The organism is Halarchaeum sp. CBA1220 (genome assembly GCF_003721175.2).
GTDB classification, from domain to species: Archaea; Halobacteriota; Halobacteria; order Halobacteriales; family Halobacteriaceae; genus Halarchaeum; species Halarchaeum grantii.
In genome coordinates this window covers 349,852-364,357 of the sequence record NZ_CP054707.1, presented here as the reverse complement: position 1 = coordinate 364,357, position 14,506 = coordinate 349,852, and the positions used below count along the sequence as shown (strand labels likewise).

Genomic DNA, 14,506 nt, shown 5'->3' with positions numbered 1-14,506 from the left:
TCAAGATGGTATTGCAAGAGATATCTCTTCACGTCAGCGGCGTTCCGAAGAACGAGCGGGCCGCTCAGTCCTCCTTTCGGTCGTTCCGGCGGCGCTCGACACGCTCGCGCGTCTCCGACGCCGCGACCTCGCGGTCCCTCCTCGGGCCTTCATCGCTCTCGGCCTCGACGAGGACGTAGAGAAGGAGGGCGCCCGCGACGGCGAGCGCGAACGCGAGCACGATCAGGAGTGCGGGGGCGGCGCTCACACGACGGCTACAGCCGCCAGCGGGAAAGAACTACGGGCGCGCGTCGTAGACGACGTCGCCGTCCACGACCGTCATCGCGACCGCCACGTCGGTGAGTTCGTCGGCCTCCCACGGCGACCCGTCGAGGACGACGAGGTCGGCGTCCGACCCGACCGCGAGCGCGCCCCGCCGGTCCTCGCTGAAGCCCGCGTACGCCCCGCCCGCCGTGTACGCGCGCAGCGCCTCCGTCACCGAGAGCGCCTCGCCCGTCGGCGGGTCGACCGCGAACGCGACGCCGTAGAGCGGGTCGAGCGGCATCGAGTCGCTGGAGAACGCGAGGTGCGCGCCCGCGTCCGCGACCGCGCGGAAGCGGTTCGTCCCCCGGCGGCGCTCCGGCCCGAGGCGGTCCGCGTAGAGGCCGTCCGCGCCCGTCCACCGGTGGAAGTTCGGCTGCATCGACGCGACGACGCCGAGCTCCGCGAGCCGCTCGATCTGCGCGTCCGTCGCGAGCTCCGCGTGCTCGAGCCGGTGGCGCATCTTCCCCGGATTCGGCGTCTCCGTCTCGTAGGCGTCGAGGACGGCCTCGATGGCCTCGTCGCCGATCGCGTGCGCCGCGACCTGCAGGCCGGCGGCGTCTGCGCGCCGCACGATCTCGCGGAGTTCCTCGGGCTCGACCACCCACTGGCCCGTTCCCCCCGAGTCGGCGTACGGCTCGGAGAGCTTCGCGGTGCCCGCGCCGAGGCTCCCGTCCGTGAACGTCTTGACGGCTCCCGTCTCCACCCACTCGCTCCCGTGGTTCGTGCGCGCGCCGAGCTCCTCGAGCGCGTCGAGGTGGTCCGCCCAGTAGTTCAGGCGCACGCGCACCGAGAGGTCGCCCTCGGCCGCCATCTCGCGGTAGACCGCCGGGGCGTTCGAGCGCCGCACCATGTCGTGGACGGCCGTCACGCCGCGCGCGTTCGCGTGGCGCTGGGCGGCCGCGAGCAGCTCGCGCATCTCCGCCGGCGACGGCTCGACGGCCTCGTAGAGGGCGTCCACCGCGTTCTCGACGATCCGGCCGTCCTCGCCGACGTCGCCCGCCGGCATCGCCGCGTCGAGGCGCTCGAGCGCGACGCCGTTCAGGACGGCGGTGTGCATGTCCACGCGGACGGCCGCGACGGGGCGCGTCTCGCTCACCGCGTCGAGGTCCGCGCGCGTCGGCGCGCCGTCCGGCCACGTCGACTCGTCGAACCCCCAGCCGAGCACCCACCCCTCCGAGGCGGCGGCCTGCTCGCGGAGCGCGTCGACGCACTCCCCGCGGTCGGCCGCGTCCCGGAGGTCCGCCTCGACGCGGTAGCGGCCGGTCGTCGCGAAGTGGACGTGCGCGTCCACGAACCCCGGGAGGAGGACGCGTCCCCCGAGGTCGATGACGTCCGTCTCGACGCCCACGGAGAAGTCGACCTCGTAGTCGGAGTCGAGGCGCGACACGCGGCCGTCGCGCACCGCGAGCGCCTCGTACGTCTCGTCCGGTTCCCCAAGCGTGTGGACCTCGCCGTTCACGAAGACGACGTCCGCGTCCGCGCTCATGCCTGCAAGCGGGTCCGGCGGCGGCAAGAACGTTCGGGAACCCGACTCGGGCGCTCAGCGCCGGCGGAACCCGACCCAGTACGCGGCGAGCAGGCCGACGGCGAGCGAGGCGACGTCGTCGAACGGCCCCTCTATCCAGCCGACGGTGGCGTTCGCGACCGTCTGGATGGCGACGAGCGCCGCGAACGACGCGAGGTAGAACGCGACGAGCGCGGACGCGAGCCGTCGTGGCGCCACCTCGGCGCGGACGGCGGCGTACGCGCCGAGGAGGCCGCACCCGAACGCGAGCGGAACCCCGTAGACGAGCTGCGTGAACGGGTCGGGCGGCGTGAACAGCGCGACGAGCGCGAACGCGAGCGGCGCCGCGAGGAACCAGCCGAGTATCGCCCGGAACGCGGTGTCGAGACGGCTCATACGGCCGACTATCGACGCCGTCGGGAAGTACGCACCGATACGAACCGTTTAGGGGCGTGGCTCGCCCAGAGGGCGGTATGAGCGACCACGACGCCGACGCCCTCGCCGAGCGAGTGCGGGACGGCGACCTGCGCCTCTACGAGCTCGAAGAGCACGCGGACGCCGAGACGGCCGCCGCGGCCCGCCGTCGCCTCCTCGAACGCGAGACCGGCGCCGCCCTCGACGTCACCGGCGACTACGCCTTCGACCCCGAGGCCGCTGCGGACTCGGCCATCGAGAACCTCGTCGGCGGCACCCAGATTCCCTTCGGCGTCGCCGGCCCCGTCGCCGTCGAGGGCGACGCCGCGAGCGAGGCGTACTACCTCCCGATGGCCACCACCGAGGGCGCGCTCCTCGCCTCCGTCAACCGTGGCTGCTCGGCCATCACCGCCGCCGGCGGCGCGAACGCGCGCGTCACGAAGCGCGGGATGACGCGCGCGCCGGTCTTCCGCGTTGCGGACGTCACCGAGGGCGCCGAGGTCGCGCGCTGGGTGGACGAGCACTTCGCGGACCTCAAGGCGGCCGCCGAGTCCACGACGGACCACGGGACGCTCCAGGAGGTGACGCACTACGTCGTCGGCGACAACGTCTACCTGCGCTTCTCCTACGACACTGCCGACGCGATGGGGATGAACATGGCGACCATCGCCACCGGCGAGGCCTGCGAGGTCGTCGAGGCGAACACGCCCGCCGAACTCGTCGCGCTCTCCGGGAACCTCTGCGCGGACAAGAAGCCCGCCGCCATCAACGCCGTCGAGGGGCGCGGACGGACCGTCACGGCGGACGTCCACATCCCGCGCGACGTCGTTGAGGAGCGCTTCAAGACGACGCCCGAGGCCATCGCCGAGGTGAACACGCGCAAGAACCTCGTCGGGTCCGCGAAAGCCGGGAGCCTCGGCTTCAACGCGCACGCCGCGAACGTCGTCGCCGCCGTCTTCCTCGCCACCGGGCAGGACGCCGCGCAGGTCGTCGAGGGCTCGAACTGCATCACGACCGTCGAAGCGAGGGAGGACGAGCTCTACGCCTCCGTCAACCTCGCGTCCCTCGAGGTGGGAACCGTCGGCGGCGGCACGAAGCTCCCGACGCAGGCCGAAGCCCTCGACGTCCTCGGCGTTCGCGGCGGCGGCGACCCCGCCGGCTCGAACGCCGACGAACTCGCGGAGGTCATCGCCGCCGGCGCGCTCGCCGGCGAACTCTCCCTGCTCGCCGCGCTCGCCTCCCGACACCTCTCCTCCGCGCACGAGGACCTCGGGCGATAACTCAGAGCAGGCGGTAGACGCCCCGGCTTTCCGAGGCCTCACCGCGTCGCGCGAGTCGCTCCAGGGCCTCGCGGGCGAACGACTCGGAGACGCCGTGCTCCTCGCAGTAGCCGGCGACGTCGTCCGCCGTCGGCGAATCGAGTTCGTGGAGCGCCTCCTTCACGCGCTCCGTCCGGGAGACCGACCCGCCCGAGGAACTCGCGCGCTCGTCCGCCGCGCGCGCCTCGTCGGTGTCCACGCCCGCCGCGTCGAGGTACTCCTCGTCGTCCACGACGGCCTCGTCGGCCCGCTCGCCCATCGCCGCATAGGAGTCGAGGTCCGCGAACGCCTCCCCGTAGCCCGAGCGGTTCGCGAGCATCGACGCGCGCACCTCGGCGGCGTGCTCGCGGTCCTCGGTCGTCACGAACTGCTTGCGCTTCGCGTGCGCCTTGCTCGTCCCGCAGCGCGGGCACTCGGTGCGCTCCGGGCGCCCCTCGACCACCCAGAGCATCGAGCAGTCGCTACACCCGACGACGGCGTACATACCTCCCGTTCGCACCCTCGCGGGCATAAACCCGTCCCCAAACGCTCTCGGGTGTGCCCGTCGAACCGCCGTGTATGCACGTCGACGCGTTCGATTCCGACGACGCGACCGAAGTCGCCGACGGCGTCTTCCTCCAACAGCTCGCCGTCGGCGAGAAGCTGAGCGTCCAGGCCTTCCGCATCGAGCCCGGCGCCGCCGTCCCCGAACACAGCCACCCACAGGAGCAGAGCGGGACGATTCACGCGGGCACGCTCACCTTCGTCCGCGACGGCGACCGCCGGACCGTCGGACCGGGCGAATCCTACGTCATCCCCGGTGGTGAGCCACACGCCGCCGTCAACGAGGGCGACGAGGCCGTCACGGGCATCGACGTCTTCAGCCCGCCGCGACCGGACCCCGACTGGGCCTGAGGATGCCGGTCCCCGCCCCGGTCCGGCCCGTGCTCTGGGTACATATCGCGCTCGGCGCGGTCGCGCTCTGCGCCGGCCTCGGCGCGATGGCGACGAAGAAGGGCGGGCGCCGCCACCGAAACTTCGGGAAGGCGTTCGTCGCCGCGATAGCGGGCGTCGTCCTCAGCGCCCTCGCGATAACCGCGTTCACGCGCGACGCCTTCCTCGCCACCATCGCGGTGTTCAGCGGCTACGTCGTCTTCGCGGGCTACCGCGCGCTCTCGCAGAAACGCCCCGGGAGCGCCGGCCGCCTCGACTACGCCGCCGCCGGTCTCGCCGGCCTCGTCGCCGCCGGGATGGTCGCGCTCGGCGTCGCCGGCGTCCTCGACGGCGCCTCGCGGGGAGCCGTCCTCGTCGCCTTCGGCGGCCTCGCGCTCGCCTTCGCCGCCCAGGACGCCGCGACGTTCCATCGCGGCCCGTCGTCGCGCTTCGACTGGCTCTACCGGCACGTCGCGCGGATGCTCGGCGGCTACATCGCCACCGTCACCGCCGTCTCCGCCGTGAACCTCACGATGCTCCCGCCAGTCGTCCGGTGGCTCTGGCCGACCGCCGTCGGCACGCCGCTCATCGCCCTCTGGATACGTCGCTATCAGCGGCGCTTCGAGGGCGACGGACGCGCCGGCGGGGGCGTCGAACCCGACGGCGAGTGACGCGCGCCGGCGCGCTTTTCGGTCGCGCGGAGCGCGACCTACTCGACGTTGAACCCCATCTCCTCCAGGATGTCGGGGACGCGGTCGACGTGGTCGCCCTGAATCTCGACCGTGCCGTCGTTCACCGTGCCGCCGGCGCCGAGTTTCTTCTTCAGCTTCGTCGCGACGTCCTGCAGGTCGGTCGCCTCCTCGTCGAACCCCTCGACGATGGTGACGGGCTTGTTGTAGGTGCGGCGCTCGACGCGTACCGTCAGGTGCTCTTCGGCGCGCGCGAGGTCCTCCTCGATTCCGGGGATGTCCGCGAACGGGTCGTCTGCCATACTCGGACGTTGTGGGTCACGGACAAAGAAGCTACGTGGCCGACGACGGGCGAAGCGCGGGACGGGCGGCCGACGCCGTCGCTGGCGGCGCGCGAAAAACGGGGAGAATCGGTGCGCGTTCTCGCGGAGAGGACCGAGCCGTCTAGGCGAGATCCTCGATTGCGTCGGAACGGAGTTCCGACTGACCGAAGACTCGCTTACGCGAGGTCCTCGATGCGGTCGACGATCTCGTCGGCGTACTCGGAGGCGGCGAGCTTGACGCCGCCCTCGACCTGCCGCTCGAGGTCGTAGGTGACGCGGTGCTCGGAGATCTGCGCCTCGACGGCGTCGTGGACGAGGTCGGCGGCGTCGTCCCAGCCGAGCTGTTCGAGGAGGATCTTCCCGGAGAGGATCATCGCGGTCGGGTTCGCCTTGTCCTTGCCGGCGTGCTTGGGCGCGCTGCCGTGCACGGGCTCGGCGAGGACGCGGCCGTCGCCGAGGTTGGCGCCGGGCGCGATGCCGAGGCCGCCGATCTGGGCGCCCGCGGCGTCGCTGAGGTAGTCGCCGTTGAGGTTCGGCATCGCGAGCACGTCGTAGTTGTCCGTGCGCGTGAGGAGCTGCTGGAGCATGTTGTCCGCGATGCGGTCCTTGACGACGACGGTGTCCTCGGGGGCCTCGCCGTCGTACTCCTCCCAGAGGGTGTCCTCGTCGATGGTCTGCTCGGGGAACTCCTCGGCGGCGATCTCGTAGCCCCAGTCGCGGAAGGCGCCCTCGGTGAACTTCATGATGTTGCCCTTGTGAACGAGCGTGACGGAGTCACGGTCGTTCTCGATGGCGTACTCGATGGCCTGCCGGACGAGGCGCTTCGTGCCGAACTCGGTGATGGGCTTGATGCCGATGCCGACGGGGCCGTCGTGGATGGTGGCGTCGAAGCCCATCTCGTCCTCGACGAACTCCCGGACCTCCTCGACCTCGTCGGTGCCGGCCTCCCACTCGATGCCGGCGTAGACGTCCTCGGTGTTCTCGCGGAAGTTGACCATGTCCATCTCCTCGGGCTCGGAGACCGGGGACGGAACGCCCTCGAGGTAGTAGGTGGGGCGCATGTTCGTGTAGAGGTCGAGCTTCTTGCGGAGCGCGACGTTCAGGCTCCGGAAGCCGGCGCCGACGGGCGTCGTGAGCGGGCCCTTGATGGAGGCGCGGAACTCGCGCAGGGCGTTGACGGTGTCGTCGGGGAGGTTCTCGTCGTACTTCTCGCGCGCGCTCTCGCCGGCGAAGACGCGCATCCAGTTGATGTCGCGGCCGGTCGCGTCGGCGGCGGCGTCGAGGACCTTCTGTGCGACGGGCGCGACGTCCTTCCCGATGCCGTCCCCGTAGATGATGGGGATGATGGGGTTGTCGGGGACGACGAGTTCGTCCGCGTCCTCGTCGTACGTGACCTTCTCCCCCTGATCGGGGACTTCGACTTGCTCGTACTCGTAGCTCATCTCGTTTCGAACCCTCCCGGCGCGCGCCTAAAAGGACTGCTGTTTCCGCGAATCAATACGTCAATCGTCGATATTCCGGGTCGTCGTCGTGCGTACGGTCCGCGAGAGACCGGCCGAGAGCGTCCCTCGAGACGGCGTCAGTCGTCGTCCCCGTCGCGCTCGGCGGTGAGGACGTCGCTGATCTCGGCGGGCGTGAGCGGGGGGTCGGGCGCGCGTCGCCCCTCGTGTTTGCTCCCGCCGGCGGGCGCGTCGGCGGCCGCGAGCCGCATGAACGCCTCCTGTGCGTTCACCACCGGCGCGCCGTCGTCGGGGTGTTCGAGGTCGTAGGTGCCGTCGCCGTTCATCGTCCACGCCTTGCGGTTGTCGGCCAGCATCGTCTCGAGGAGGCGCCCGAGGTAGTCGCGGAGGTCGGGGTCCTCGACCGGCGTGACGGCTTCGACGCGCTGGTCGAGGTTGCGCGCCATCCAGTCGGCGGAGCCGATGAAGTAGGCGTCCGCGTCTCCGCCCTCGTCGGCGCCGGTGTCGGCGTCGGCGTGCGGGTGGGTGTCGGCGGCGCCGTGCGCGAAGTAGTAGACGCGGGAGTGCTCGAGGAAGCGCCCGACGACGCTCCGAACGCCGACGTTCTCGCTGAGGCCCTCGACGCCGGGACGGAGGCGGCAGACGTCGCGGACGACGAGGTCGATCTCGACGCCGGCCTGCGAGGCGCGATAGAGCTCGTCGATCATCGCCGGGTCCTCGAGGCGGTTCATCTTCGCGACGATGCGGGCGTCCTCGCCGGCCTCGGCGTACTCGACCTCGCGTCGAACCAGCTCGACGAAGCGCTCGCGCATCGTCGTCGGCGCGATGAGGAGCTTGTCGTACTCCTCGTGGAGCGAGTGGCCGGTGAAGTAGTTGAAGAGCCGGACGAGGTCGTCGCCGACGGCGCGGTCGGCGGTGAGGAGGCCGAGGTCCTCGTAGCGCTCGGCGGTCTCGGAGTGGTAGTTGCCGGTGGCGACGTGCGAGTAGAGCCGGACGCCGGGCTCCTCCTCGCGGACGACGAGCGCCGTCTTCGTGTGCGTCTTGTAGCCGATGGTGCCGTAGGCGACGTGGATGCCCTCCTCCTCCAGCCGGTCCGCCCACCGGAGGTTGTTCTCCTCGTCGAAGCGCGCGCTCAGCTCGACCATGACCGCGACCTGCTTGCCGTTGCGCGCGGCCTCGATGAGCGCCTCGATGACCTTCGAGTCCCGCGCCGTCCGGTAGATGGCGGCCTTTATGGCGAGCACGTCCGGGTCGTGGGCGGCCTCGCGGAGGAAGCGCTCGACCGTCTTGCGAAAGGAGTGATAGGGGTGGTGGACGAGGAGCGGTTTCTCGCGGACGACGTCGAAGACGTCGTCGCCGTCGGTGAGACGGGGGTGCTCGCGGGGCTGCCACGGGTCGAGCTTCGCCTCGGGCCGGTCGAGGTCGGTGAGCGACATCAGCCCGCGGTAGTCGAGGAGGCCGTCGAGGCGGAACACCTCGCGCTCCTCGAGGTCGAGTTGCTCGCGCAGGAGGTCGACGACGCGCTCGGGCGTGTCGGACTCGACGTCGAGGCGGACGACGTGGGCGAAGCGGCGCTGGCGGAGGACGGACTCGACGCGGTTCGTCAGGTCGTCGGGCGTCTCGTCGTCGCTCGCGACCTCGGCGCTCCGGGTGACGCGGAAGACGGAGTGATCGACGACGTCGACGTTCGGGAAGAGCAGGTCGAGGTTGTGCCGGATGACCTCCTCGACGGGGACGTAGGTGTCGTCGCCGACGTCGACGAGTCGCGAGCGGTTCCCGGGAACCTTCACTCGGGAGAACGTCAGCTCGTCGCCGATCTCCTCGTCCTCGCGGGCGCGCTCCCCCTCGTCGTCCGTCTCGCGCGTCAGGACGGCGATGGAGAGGCTGAGGTTCGAGATGTGCGGGAAGGGGTGGGCGGGGTCGAACGTCAGCGGCGTGAGCGTCGGGAGGACGTCCGACTCGAAGCGCTCGCGGAGCTCCTCGCGCGTCGCGGCGTCGAGGTCGTCGTAGCCGACGAGGTCGATGCCCGCCGCGGCGAGGGCGGTCGTGACGAGGTCGCGGTAGCACGCCGCCTGCTTGCGGAAGAGCCCGCGGGCGACGTCGATGGACTCGCGCCACTCCGTCTCGGGCGTGCGGCCGTCGGCGGTGCGCTCGGTGACGCCGGCGTCGACGCTCGCCTTCAGCGCGCCGATGCGTTTCTGGAAGAACTCGTCGAGGTTCTGCGTGAAGATGGCGAGGAACTTCACGCGCTCGAGGACGGGGTTGCGCTCGTCGGTCGCTTCGTGCAGGACGCGTCGCTGGAAGGCGAGCTCGCTGAGCTCGCGGCTCAGGTAGCGGTCGCTCTCGTCGGGCGCGAGGACTCCGGCCATCGCGCCCCCGGTCAGTTTCCCCCGGTCACTCCGACGCCGCGACCCGAAACGGGGTCGGTGGTGGCGGCCTCGACCGGGTCGACGATCTTCGCGTCGCTGCGTCCCTCGTGGGTCGCCGTCGGTTCGACGGTGACGAAGCGGTCGCGGCGGTAGTCGTAGGCGGTGAGCGTCCCGCCGTAGACGCAGCCGGTGTCGAGGCCGACGGCGTGCTCGCGCTCGACCGGCCGGTCGTGGACGGTGTGCCCGAAGAAGACCCGGTGGGGGCCGTCGTAGTCCTCGTACCAGAACGGGCCGTCGTAGCCGTCGCCCTGCGGCGCGCGCATCGTCAGGAGCTCCTCGATGCCGTGCTCGTCGAGCGGGCGCTCGGGGTCGACGCCGCCGTGGACGACGAGCGCGTCGTCGAAGGAGATGGCGACCGGCATCGACGCGAAGTACTCCCGGTCGCTCTCGCGGAGCCAGTCGGGGTCCTTGTCGCCGCGCACGACCTTCTGCTCGTTGTTCCCCCGCACGCTCACGAGGCGCTCGTCGGAGCGGACGAGGTCGACGACGCCGGGGCTGTCGGGCCCCTTCCGGACGAGGTCGCCGACGAAGACGACGCGGTCGTCCTCGCCGAGGTCGAGGGCCGCGAGGAGGCGTTCGAGCGCCGCGCGACTGCCGTGGACGTCCCCGACGATGTAGACGTCGCCGTCCGCCGGGAGGTCGAGTCGCTCGTGGTGTGCTTCGACGTCGTCGCTGAACTGAGGTGGCGTGCTCATGGTGTGGTTCGGGGGCGTTCGCACCGGTCGAGGCCGCCCCGTGCACTCGCCCGAACGTAGGCCGCGTTTCGGTTTAATCAGTTGCTAATAGGCCACCGTACGGCTATATAGCGGCCCGGAGGCCGCGACTCGGACGCCGCGCTCGAGGCGTCGAGGAGCGCGCGGGGCGCGAACGGCCGCCCCGCGAGGCGAGGGTGCGATGCGTGCTCACACGCCACCGTCGCCCCGTACGTCGCGCGAGCGGACCCGAACGGTAAAAAGCCGAGCGCGCCAACTTCGGGTCATGACGGACACCGTGGAACTCGGAAGCGAGGCGTACGAGACGTATCAGGAGGCGGGCGACATCCTCGCGCAGGTGCTCGACGAGGCCGAGGAACGCGTCGAGGTCGGCGCGACCCACCTCGAGGTCGCCGAGTTCGCGGAGGACCGCATCCGGGAGCTCGGCGGGAAGCCGGCGTTCCCCGTGAACATCAGCGTCGACAACGAGGCGAGCCACGCCTCCCCGCACGGCGACGACGACGTCGAGTTCGGCGAGGAGATGGTCTGTCTGGACGTCGGCGTCCACGTCGAGGGCTACATCGCGGACGCCGCACGCACCGTCGACCTCTCCGGGAACCCCGAGCTGAAGGAGGCCGCCGAGGAGGCGCTCGACGCCGGCCTCGACGTCGTGGAGGCGGGCGCGCACACCGGCGAAATCGGCGCGGAGGTCGCGGACGTCATCGAGGCGTACGGCTACCAGCCCATCGTGAACCTCTCCGGGCACGGTCTCGAGCAGTGGGACGCGCACACGGACCCGAGCGTGCCGAACCGCGGCACCCAGCAGGGCACGGTCCTTGAGGCGGGCGACGTGCTCGCCGTCGAGCCGTTCGCGACGACGGGCTCCGGAAAGGTGACGGAGGGCTCGAAGACGGAGATTTACTCGCTCGTCGACGACCGCTCGGTGCGCAACCGGCAGGCCCGTCAGGTGCTCGAGACGGTGCGCGAGGAGTACCGCGAGCTCCCGTTCGCGAAGCGCTGGCTGGACTCGCCGCGCGCGGACATGGCGGTCCGGCGCCTCGAGATGGAGGGCGTCCTCCGCTCGTACCCCGTCCTCCAGGAGTCGGAGGGCGACCTCGTCAGTCAGGCCGAGCACACGATCATCGTCACCGAGGACGGCTACGAGGCGACGACGGAGTCGTAACGACGGACGCGGGGCTACGCGGGGCGTGCCTCGCCGCCGAAGAAATACGAGGGGGGAGGTGACGACGATTGACCGCGCGTCGTGGTTTACGCGTTGTTCATTCGGGTCGACGTCGTCTCACCGCAGACGCGACACTTCGCGACGCGGTACGGCTCGCGCGAGAACTCGGCGTTCTCGTCCTTGTCGGACTCCGTCTTCAGCTCGACGGAGACCGCGTGGGGGGTCTCTTTGCCACAGCTTTCGCACGATTCCGCCATACCGTCGGAACGAGGTGTTTTGCTCGCCATCGGAACCACCCTCGGTTCCATCCAACGGCGTCCGGACACAAAAACACCGGCCTTTCTCGACGTCTCGAATAGCGCCCCGTTCGACTATTCGATAATAACTAACGGAGCGTTCGTCACATCTATATATAGTCACGGTCTGACACAGCCGCGTTCCGTAAGCTACCTGTCGCGCCCGCGCGAGTCGGTGGTATGGAGCAGGTGTTCGCCCCGTGGCGCATCGAGTGGGTGCGACGTGAGGAGAAGAACCCGGACATCGATGAGTGCGTCCTCTGCGAGCTCCCGGAGCGCGCGGACGCCCGGGAGAACCTCGTCGTCGCGCGCAGCGAGCACGCCTACGTCCTGTTGAACAACGCGCCGTACAACCCCGGCCACCTGATGGTCGTGCCATTCGCGCACGGCGGGGAGTACGCGGCGCTCGACGACGACGCCCTCCTCGACCACGCGCGGCTCAAACAGCGCGCGTTCGACGCGCTCGACGAGGCCGTGGGGCCGGACGCCTACAACGCCGGCCTGAACCTCGGCGGCGGCGCGGCCGGCGGGAGCATCGACGACCACCTCCACACGCACGTCGTCCCGCGCTTCGACGGCGACACGAACTTCATGCCCGTAATCTCGGACACGAAGGTCGTCGTCGAGGCGCTCGAGGAGACGTACGACCGCCTGCACGACGCGTTCGCCGACCAGTCGGGCGCGACCGTCCCCGGGGAGGACGCGGCGGTCGAGCTCGCTTTCGACTGACTCGAAAACTCCGCAACGCACTTGCTTCGGGGGCCGCTATCGCTGGTCGATGGACCGGAAGACCGCGATGCGTCGCGCCGGGGTCGTCGTCCTCGCGGCGAACCTCGTCCTCCTCCTCGCGAAGGGGGCCGTCTGGTGGTACACCGGGAGCATCGCGGTCGGTTCCGAAGCGGTCAACAGCGGCGCGGACGCCGTCTACAGCGTCGTCGTCCTCGGCGGCCTCTACCTGACGACGCGACCGGCGGACTTCGAGCACCCGCACGGCCACGAGCGCATCGAGCCGTTCGTCGCGCTGTTCGTCGCGCTCGGCGTCTTCGCGGCGGGCGCGGGCGTCCTCTACAACGCGTCGACGGCGGTCCTCACCGGCTCGTACGGCGGCGCGGCCGGGCCCGCCGGCGTCGCGGTGCTCGTGCTCACGGCGCTCGCGAAGTACGGCCTCTACCGCTACTGCCGGCGCACGGGCGAGCGCACCAACTCGCCGGCGCTGGTGGCGACGGCGCTCGACAACCGCAACGACATCCTGACGGCGGGCGCGGCGCTCGTCGGCGTGCTCGGCGCGATGGTGGGCGTCCCGGTGCTCGACCCGGTCGCGGCGGGCGTCGTCTCGCTCGGCATCCTCTACACGGGCTACGAGATCGTCCGGGACAACGTGAACTACCTCGTGGGGGCGGCGCCGCCGGAGGACCTGCGCCGCGAAATCCTCGAGCGCGCGCTCAGCCACGACCGCGTGCGCGGCGCGCACGACGTCGTCGCGCACTACGTCGGCCCCGAGGTGGACGTCAGCCTCCACATCGAGGTGGAGGGCGACCTGACGCTCTTCGAAGCCCACAACATCGAGTCGGCGGTCGTGGCGGACATCCGCTCGATGCCGGAGGTCGACGACGTCTTCGTCCACGTCGACCCGAAGGAACTCGGCGAGTGGAAGGCCGACCGGGAGGCGGCGGGGTTGCTCGGCCACGACCGCTGAGTCGCGGGGAGCCGACGCGCCGCGAGTCCTACAGGGGTTCGCCGAACGCGTACATCGTCTGGTGGCCCGTCACTTCGACGGTCGCGAAGTCGCCGGGTTCGAGGCCGTGCTCGTCCGCGTTCTGCACGATGACCTGCCTGTACGCGGAGTCGTAGCACTTCACGGAGTCACCGGTGCCGTGCTCGGTGACGAGGACATCGCGCTCCGTGCCGACCATCGACTCGTAGGCCTCCCCGACGATGTCGCGCTTCGCCGCGCTCATCTCCTTCGAGCGCTCCTTCTTCAGCGTCCCGCCGAGGCCCTTCATGTCGGCGGCGTCGGTGCCGGGGCGCTTCGAGAAGCGCGTGACGTTCACCTTCTCCGGGCGCGTCTCCCGCAGGAGCGCCATCGACATCTCGTGGTCCTCGTCGTCCTCCGTCGGGAAGCCGACGATGAAGTCCGTCGAGAGCGTCCACTCCGACAGGTGGTCGTCGAACGTCTCGACGATCTCGACGTACTGCTCGACGCGGTGCTGGCGGCGCATCTCCTCGAGGACCTCGTCGCTCCCGGACTGGACGGGCGCGTGCAGGAAGTTGTAGAGCTCGTCGTGGGCGGCGAACACCTCCGCGAGCTCCTCGCGGATGCCGTGAATGCCCCCGGGGTTCGCCATCCCCACCCTGACGCGGAAGTCGCCCTCGATCTCGGTGCAGATGCGCTCGAGGAGCTCGGGGAGCTTTCGCTCGCCGGTGTCCCAGCCGTAGACGCCGGTGTCCTGGCCGGTGATGCGGATCTCCTTCGCGCCGGCGTGGACGAGCGCGCGCGCCTTCTCGACGTTCTCCTCGACGGGGGGCGACTCGACGCGGCCGGTCGCCTGCTTCGTGATGCAGTACGAGCAGTTCGACATGCAGCCGCGCGCGATGGGGAGGATGCCGACGACGCCGTCGAGTATCGGCTCGGCGTCCGGCGTCGGCGTCGGGCACTCGCCGTTCGTGACCGCCTCGGGCACCTCGTCCCAGTGCAGGACCTCGGCGTCGACGTCGGCCTCGCGGAACTCCTCGCCCTGCGCGAGCGCCATACAGCCGGTGACGTAGAGGTCCGCGATCTCGTCGGTGAGCTCCTGCGCCCGGCGGAGCATGTTGCGCTCCGTCTTCTCGACCACGGTACACGTGTTCAGGATCGCGACGTCCGCCTCCTCGACGCCCTCGACGCGGTGGTGGCCGGCGTCACGGAGCCGTCGCTCGATCTCGCGGCTCTCACCGCGATTCGACGTGCATCCGTACGTCTCGATGTGGTACCGGGCCATCTCG

16 protein-coding genes are annotated in these 14,506 nt (G+C 70.7%); 6 read left to right on the top strand and 10 right to left on the bottom strand.

Annotation, left to right across the window (positions count from 1 at the left end; all coding sequences use genetic code 11):
• Window positions 1-64: 64 nt before the first annotated feature.
• The 3 genes from EFA46_RS01945 to EFA46_RS01935 are packed head-to-tail and all read right to left on the bottom strand — an operon-like array spanning window position 65 to window position 2,203.
• The gene (locus EFA46_RS01945) at window positions 65-247 is read right to left on the bottom strand and encodes a hypothetical protein (RefSeq protein ID WP_123075266.1); all 183 of its coding nucleotides are present in this window, start codon (window positions 245-247) and stop codon (window positions 65-67) included.
• A 30-nt stretch (window positions 248-277) separates the two neighbouring features.
• On the bottom strand, window positions 278-1,789 hold the full coding sequence (locus EFA46_RS01940) for an amidohydrolase (protein ID WP_123075268.1): 1,512 nt from the start codon (window positions 1,787-1,789) through the stop codon (window positions 278-280).
• A 54-nt stretch (window positions 1,790-1,843) separates the two neighbouring features.
• Entirely contained in the window at window positions 1,844-2,203 is a 360-nt protein-coding gene (locus tag EFA46_RS01935; RefSeq protein WP_123075270.1) for a hypothetical protein, read from the bottom strand.
• A 77-nt stretch (window positions 2,204-2,280) separates the two neighbouring features.
• On the opposite strand from EFA46_RS01935, the gene hmgA reads away from it, so the two are divergent.
• Window positions 2,281-3,501, top strand: coding sequence for a hydroxymethylglutaryl-CoA reductase (NADPH) (hmgA, locus tag EFA46_RS01930; protein ID WP_123075272.1), 1,221 nt, complete (start codon window positions 2,281-2,283; stop codon window positions 3,499-3,501).
• A gap of 1 nt (window position 3,502) precedes the next feature.
• Here the strand turns inward: hmgA and EFA46_RS01925 are convergent, their stop codons facing one another.
• Window positions 3,503-4,024, bottom strand: coding sequence for a DUF5817 domain-containing protein (locus EFA46_RS01925; RefSeq protein WP_123075274.1), 522 nt, complete (start codon window positions 4,022-4,024; stop codon window positions 3,503-3,505).
• 74 nt (window positions 4,025-4,098) lie between these two features.
• Between EFA46_RS01925 and EFA46_RS01920 the strand changes: the two genes are divergently transcribed.
• Both EFA46_RS01920 and EFA46_RS01915 read left to right on the top strand, forming a co-directional pair.
• Window positions 4,099-4,434, top strand: coding sequence for a cupin domain-containing protein (locus tag EFA46_RS01920; RefSeq protein ID WP_123077321.1), 336 nt, complete (start codon window positions 4,099-4,101; stop codon window positions 4,432-4,434).
• 2 nt (window positions 4,435-4,436) lie between these two features.
• A complete protein-coding gene (locus tag EFA46_RS01915) occupies window positions 4,437-5,123 on the top strand; it encodes a hypothetical protein (protein ID WP_123075276.1) in 687 nt (228 codons plus the stop codon).
• Window positions 5,124-5,161: 38 nt separating this feature from the next.
• On the opposite strand, the gene yciH is transcribed toward EFA46_RS01915, so the two are convergent.
• The 4 genes from yciH to EFA46_RS01895 all read right to left on the bottom strand — a co-directional run bounded on the left by yciH (window position 5,162) and on the right by EFA46_RS01895 (window position 10,048).
• Window positions 5,162-5,443 (bottom strand): stress response translation initiation inhibitor YciH, encoded by a 282-nt coding sequence (gene yciH / locus EFA46_RS01910; RefSeq protein WP_123075278.1) that lies wholly within the window; start codon window positions 5,441-5,443, stop codon window positions 5,162-5,164.
• 197 nt (window positions 5,444-5,640) lie between these two features.
• Window positions 5,641-6,906 (bottom strand): isocitrate dehydrogenase (NADP(+)), encoded by a 1,266-nt coding sequence (icd, locus tag EFA46_RS01905; RefSeq protein WP_123075280.1) that lies wholly within the window; start codon window positions 6,904-6,906, stop codon window positions 5,641-5,643.
• A gap of 137 nt (window positions 6,907-7,043) precedes the next feature.
• On the bottom strand, window positions 7,044-9,293 hold the full coding sequence (ppk1, locus tag EFA46_RS01900) for a polyphosphate kinase 1 (RefSeq protein ID WP_123075282.1): 2,250 nt from the start codon (window positions 9,291-9,293) through the stop codon (window positions 7,044-7,046).
• Window positions 9,294-9,304: 11 nt separating this feature from the next.
• Window positions 9,305-10,048, bottom strand: coding sequence for a metallophosphoesterase family protein (locus tag EFA46_RS01895; RefSeq protein WP_123075284.1), 744 nt, complete (start codon window positions 10,046-10,048; stop codon window positions 9,305-9,307).
• A gap of 283 nt (window positions 10,049-10,331) precedes the next feature.
• Between EFA46_RS01895 and map the strand changes: the two genes are divergently transcribed.
• Window positions 10,332-11,228 carry a type II methionyl aminopeptidase gene (gene map, locus EFA46_RS01890; protein ID WP_123075286.1) on the top strand — a complete coding sequence of 299 codons (897 nt, stop codon included), beginning with the start codon at window positions 10,332-10,334 and terminating at the stop codon, window positions 11,226-11,228.
• Between the two features lie 86 nt (window positions 11,229-11,314).
• Here map and EFA46_RS01885 read toward each other — a convergent pair whose 3' ends face one another.
• Window positions 11,315-11,485: a hypothetical protein gene (locus EFA46_RS01885; RefSeq protein ID WP_255494075.1), complete on the bottom strand. Its 171-nt coding sequence runs from the start codon at window positions 11,483-11,485 to the stop codon at window positions 11,315-11,317.
• Window positions 11,486-11,704: 219 nt separating this feature from the next.
• Here EFA46_RS01885 and EFA46_RS01880 point away from each other — a divergent pair, with 219 nt between their 5' ends.
• Together EFA46_RS01880 and EFA46_RS01875 are read left to right on the top strand one after the other, a co-directional pair.
• Window positions 11,705-12,253, top strand: coding sequence for an HIT domain-containing protein (locus EFA46_RS01880; protein WP_123075288.1), 549 nt, complete (start codon window positions 11,705-11,707; stop codon window positions 12,251-12,253).
• 49 nt (window positions 12,254-12,302) lie between these two features.
• Window positions 12,303-13,220 (top strand): cation diffusion facilitator family transporter, encoded by a 918-nt coding sequence (locus tag EFA46_RS01875; RefSeq protein ID WP_176969826.1) that lies wholly within the window; start codon window positions 12,303-12,305, stop codon window positions 13,218-13,220.
• Between the two features lie 28 nt (window positions 13,221-13,248).
• Here EFA46_RS01875 and EFA46_RS01870 read toward each other — a convergent pair whose 3' ends face one another.
• Window positions 13,249-14,502, bottom strand: a complete 1,254-nt coding sequence (locus EFA46_RS01870; protein ID WP_123075290.1) for a tRNA (N(6)-L-threonylcarbamoyladenosine(37)-C(2))-methylthiotransferase — start codon at window positions 14,500-14,502, stop codon at window positions 13,249-13,251.
• Window positions 14,503-14,506: the final 4 nt, after the last annotated feature.

Bases quoted from the DNA above. Each gene is read 5' to 3' on its own strand.
- EFA46_RS01940 (WP_123075268.1), bottom strand. From the start codon at position 1,789: ATGAGCGCGGACGCGGACGTCGTCTTCGTGAACGGCGAGGTCCACACG.
- EFA46_RS01935 (WP_123075270.1), bottom strand. From the start codon at position 2,203: ATGAGCCGTCTCGACACCGCGTTCCGGGCGATACTCGGCTGGTTCCTC.
- hmgA (WP_123075272.1), top strand. From the start codon at position 2,281: ATGAGCGACCACGACGCCGACGCCCTCGCCGAGCGAGTGCGGGACGGC.
- EFA46_RS01925 (WP_123075274.1), bottom strand. From the start codon at position 4,024: ATGTACGCCGTCGTCGGGTGTAGCGACTGCTCGATGCTCTGGGTGGTC.
- EFA46_RS01920 (WP_123077321.1), top strand. From the start codon at position 4,099: ATGCACGTCGACGCGTTCGATTCCGACGACGCGACCGAAGTCGCCGAC.
- EFA46_RS01915 (WP_123075276.1), top strand. From the start codon at position 4,437: ATGCCGGTCCCCGCCCCGGTCCGGCCCGTGCTCTGGGTACATATCGCG.
- yciH (WP_123075278.1), bottom strand. From the start codon at position 5,443: ATGGCAGACGACCCGTTCGCGGACATCCCCGGAATCGAGGAGGACCTC.
- icd (WP_123075280.1), bottom strand. From the start codon at position 6,906: ATGAGCTACGAGTACGAGCAAGTCGAAGTCCCCGATCAGGGGGAGAAG.
- ppk1 (WP_123075282.1), bottom strand. From the start codon at position 9,293: ATGGCCGGAGTCCTCGCGCCCGACGAGAGCGACCGCTACCTGAGCCGC.
- EFA46_RS01895 (WP_123075284.1), bottom strand. From the start codon at position 10,048: ATGAGCACGCCACCTCAGTTCAGCGACGACGTCGAAGCACACCACGAG.
- map (WP_123075286.1), top strand. From the start codon at position 10,332: ATGACGGACACCGTGGAACTCGGAAGCGAGGCGTACGAGACGTATCAG.
- EFA46_RS01885 (WP_255494075.1), bottom strand. From the start codon at position 11,485: ATGGCGGAATCGTGCGAAAGCTGTGGCAAAGAGACCCCCCACGCGGTC.
- EFA46_RS01880 (WP_123075288.1), top strand. From the start codon at position 11,705: ATGGAGCAGGTGTTCGCCCCGTGGCGCATCGAGTGGGTGCGACGTGAG.
- EFA46_RS01875 (WP_176969826.1), top strand. From the start codon at position 12,303: ATGGACCGGAAGACCGCGATGCGTCGCGCCGGGGTCGTCGTCCTCGCG.
- EFA46_RS01870 (WP_123075290.1), bottom strand. From the start codon at position 14,502: ATGGCCCGGTACCACATCGAGACGTACGGATGCACGTCGAATCGCGGT.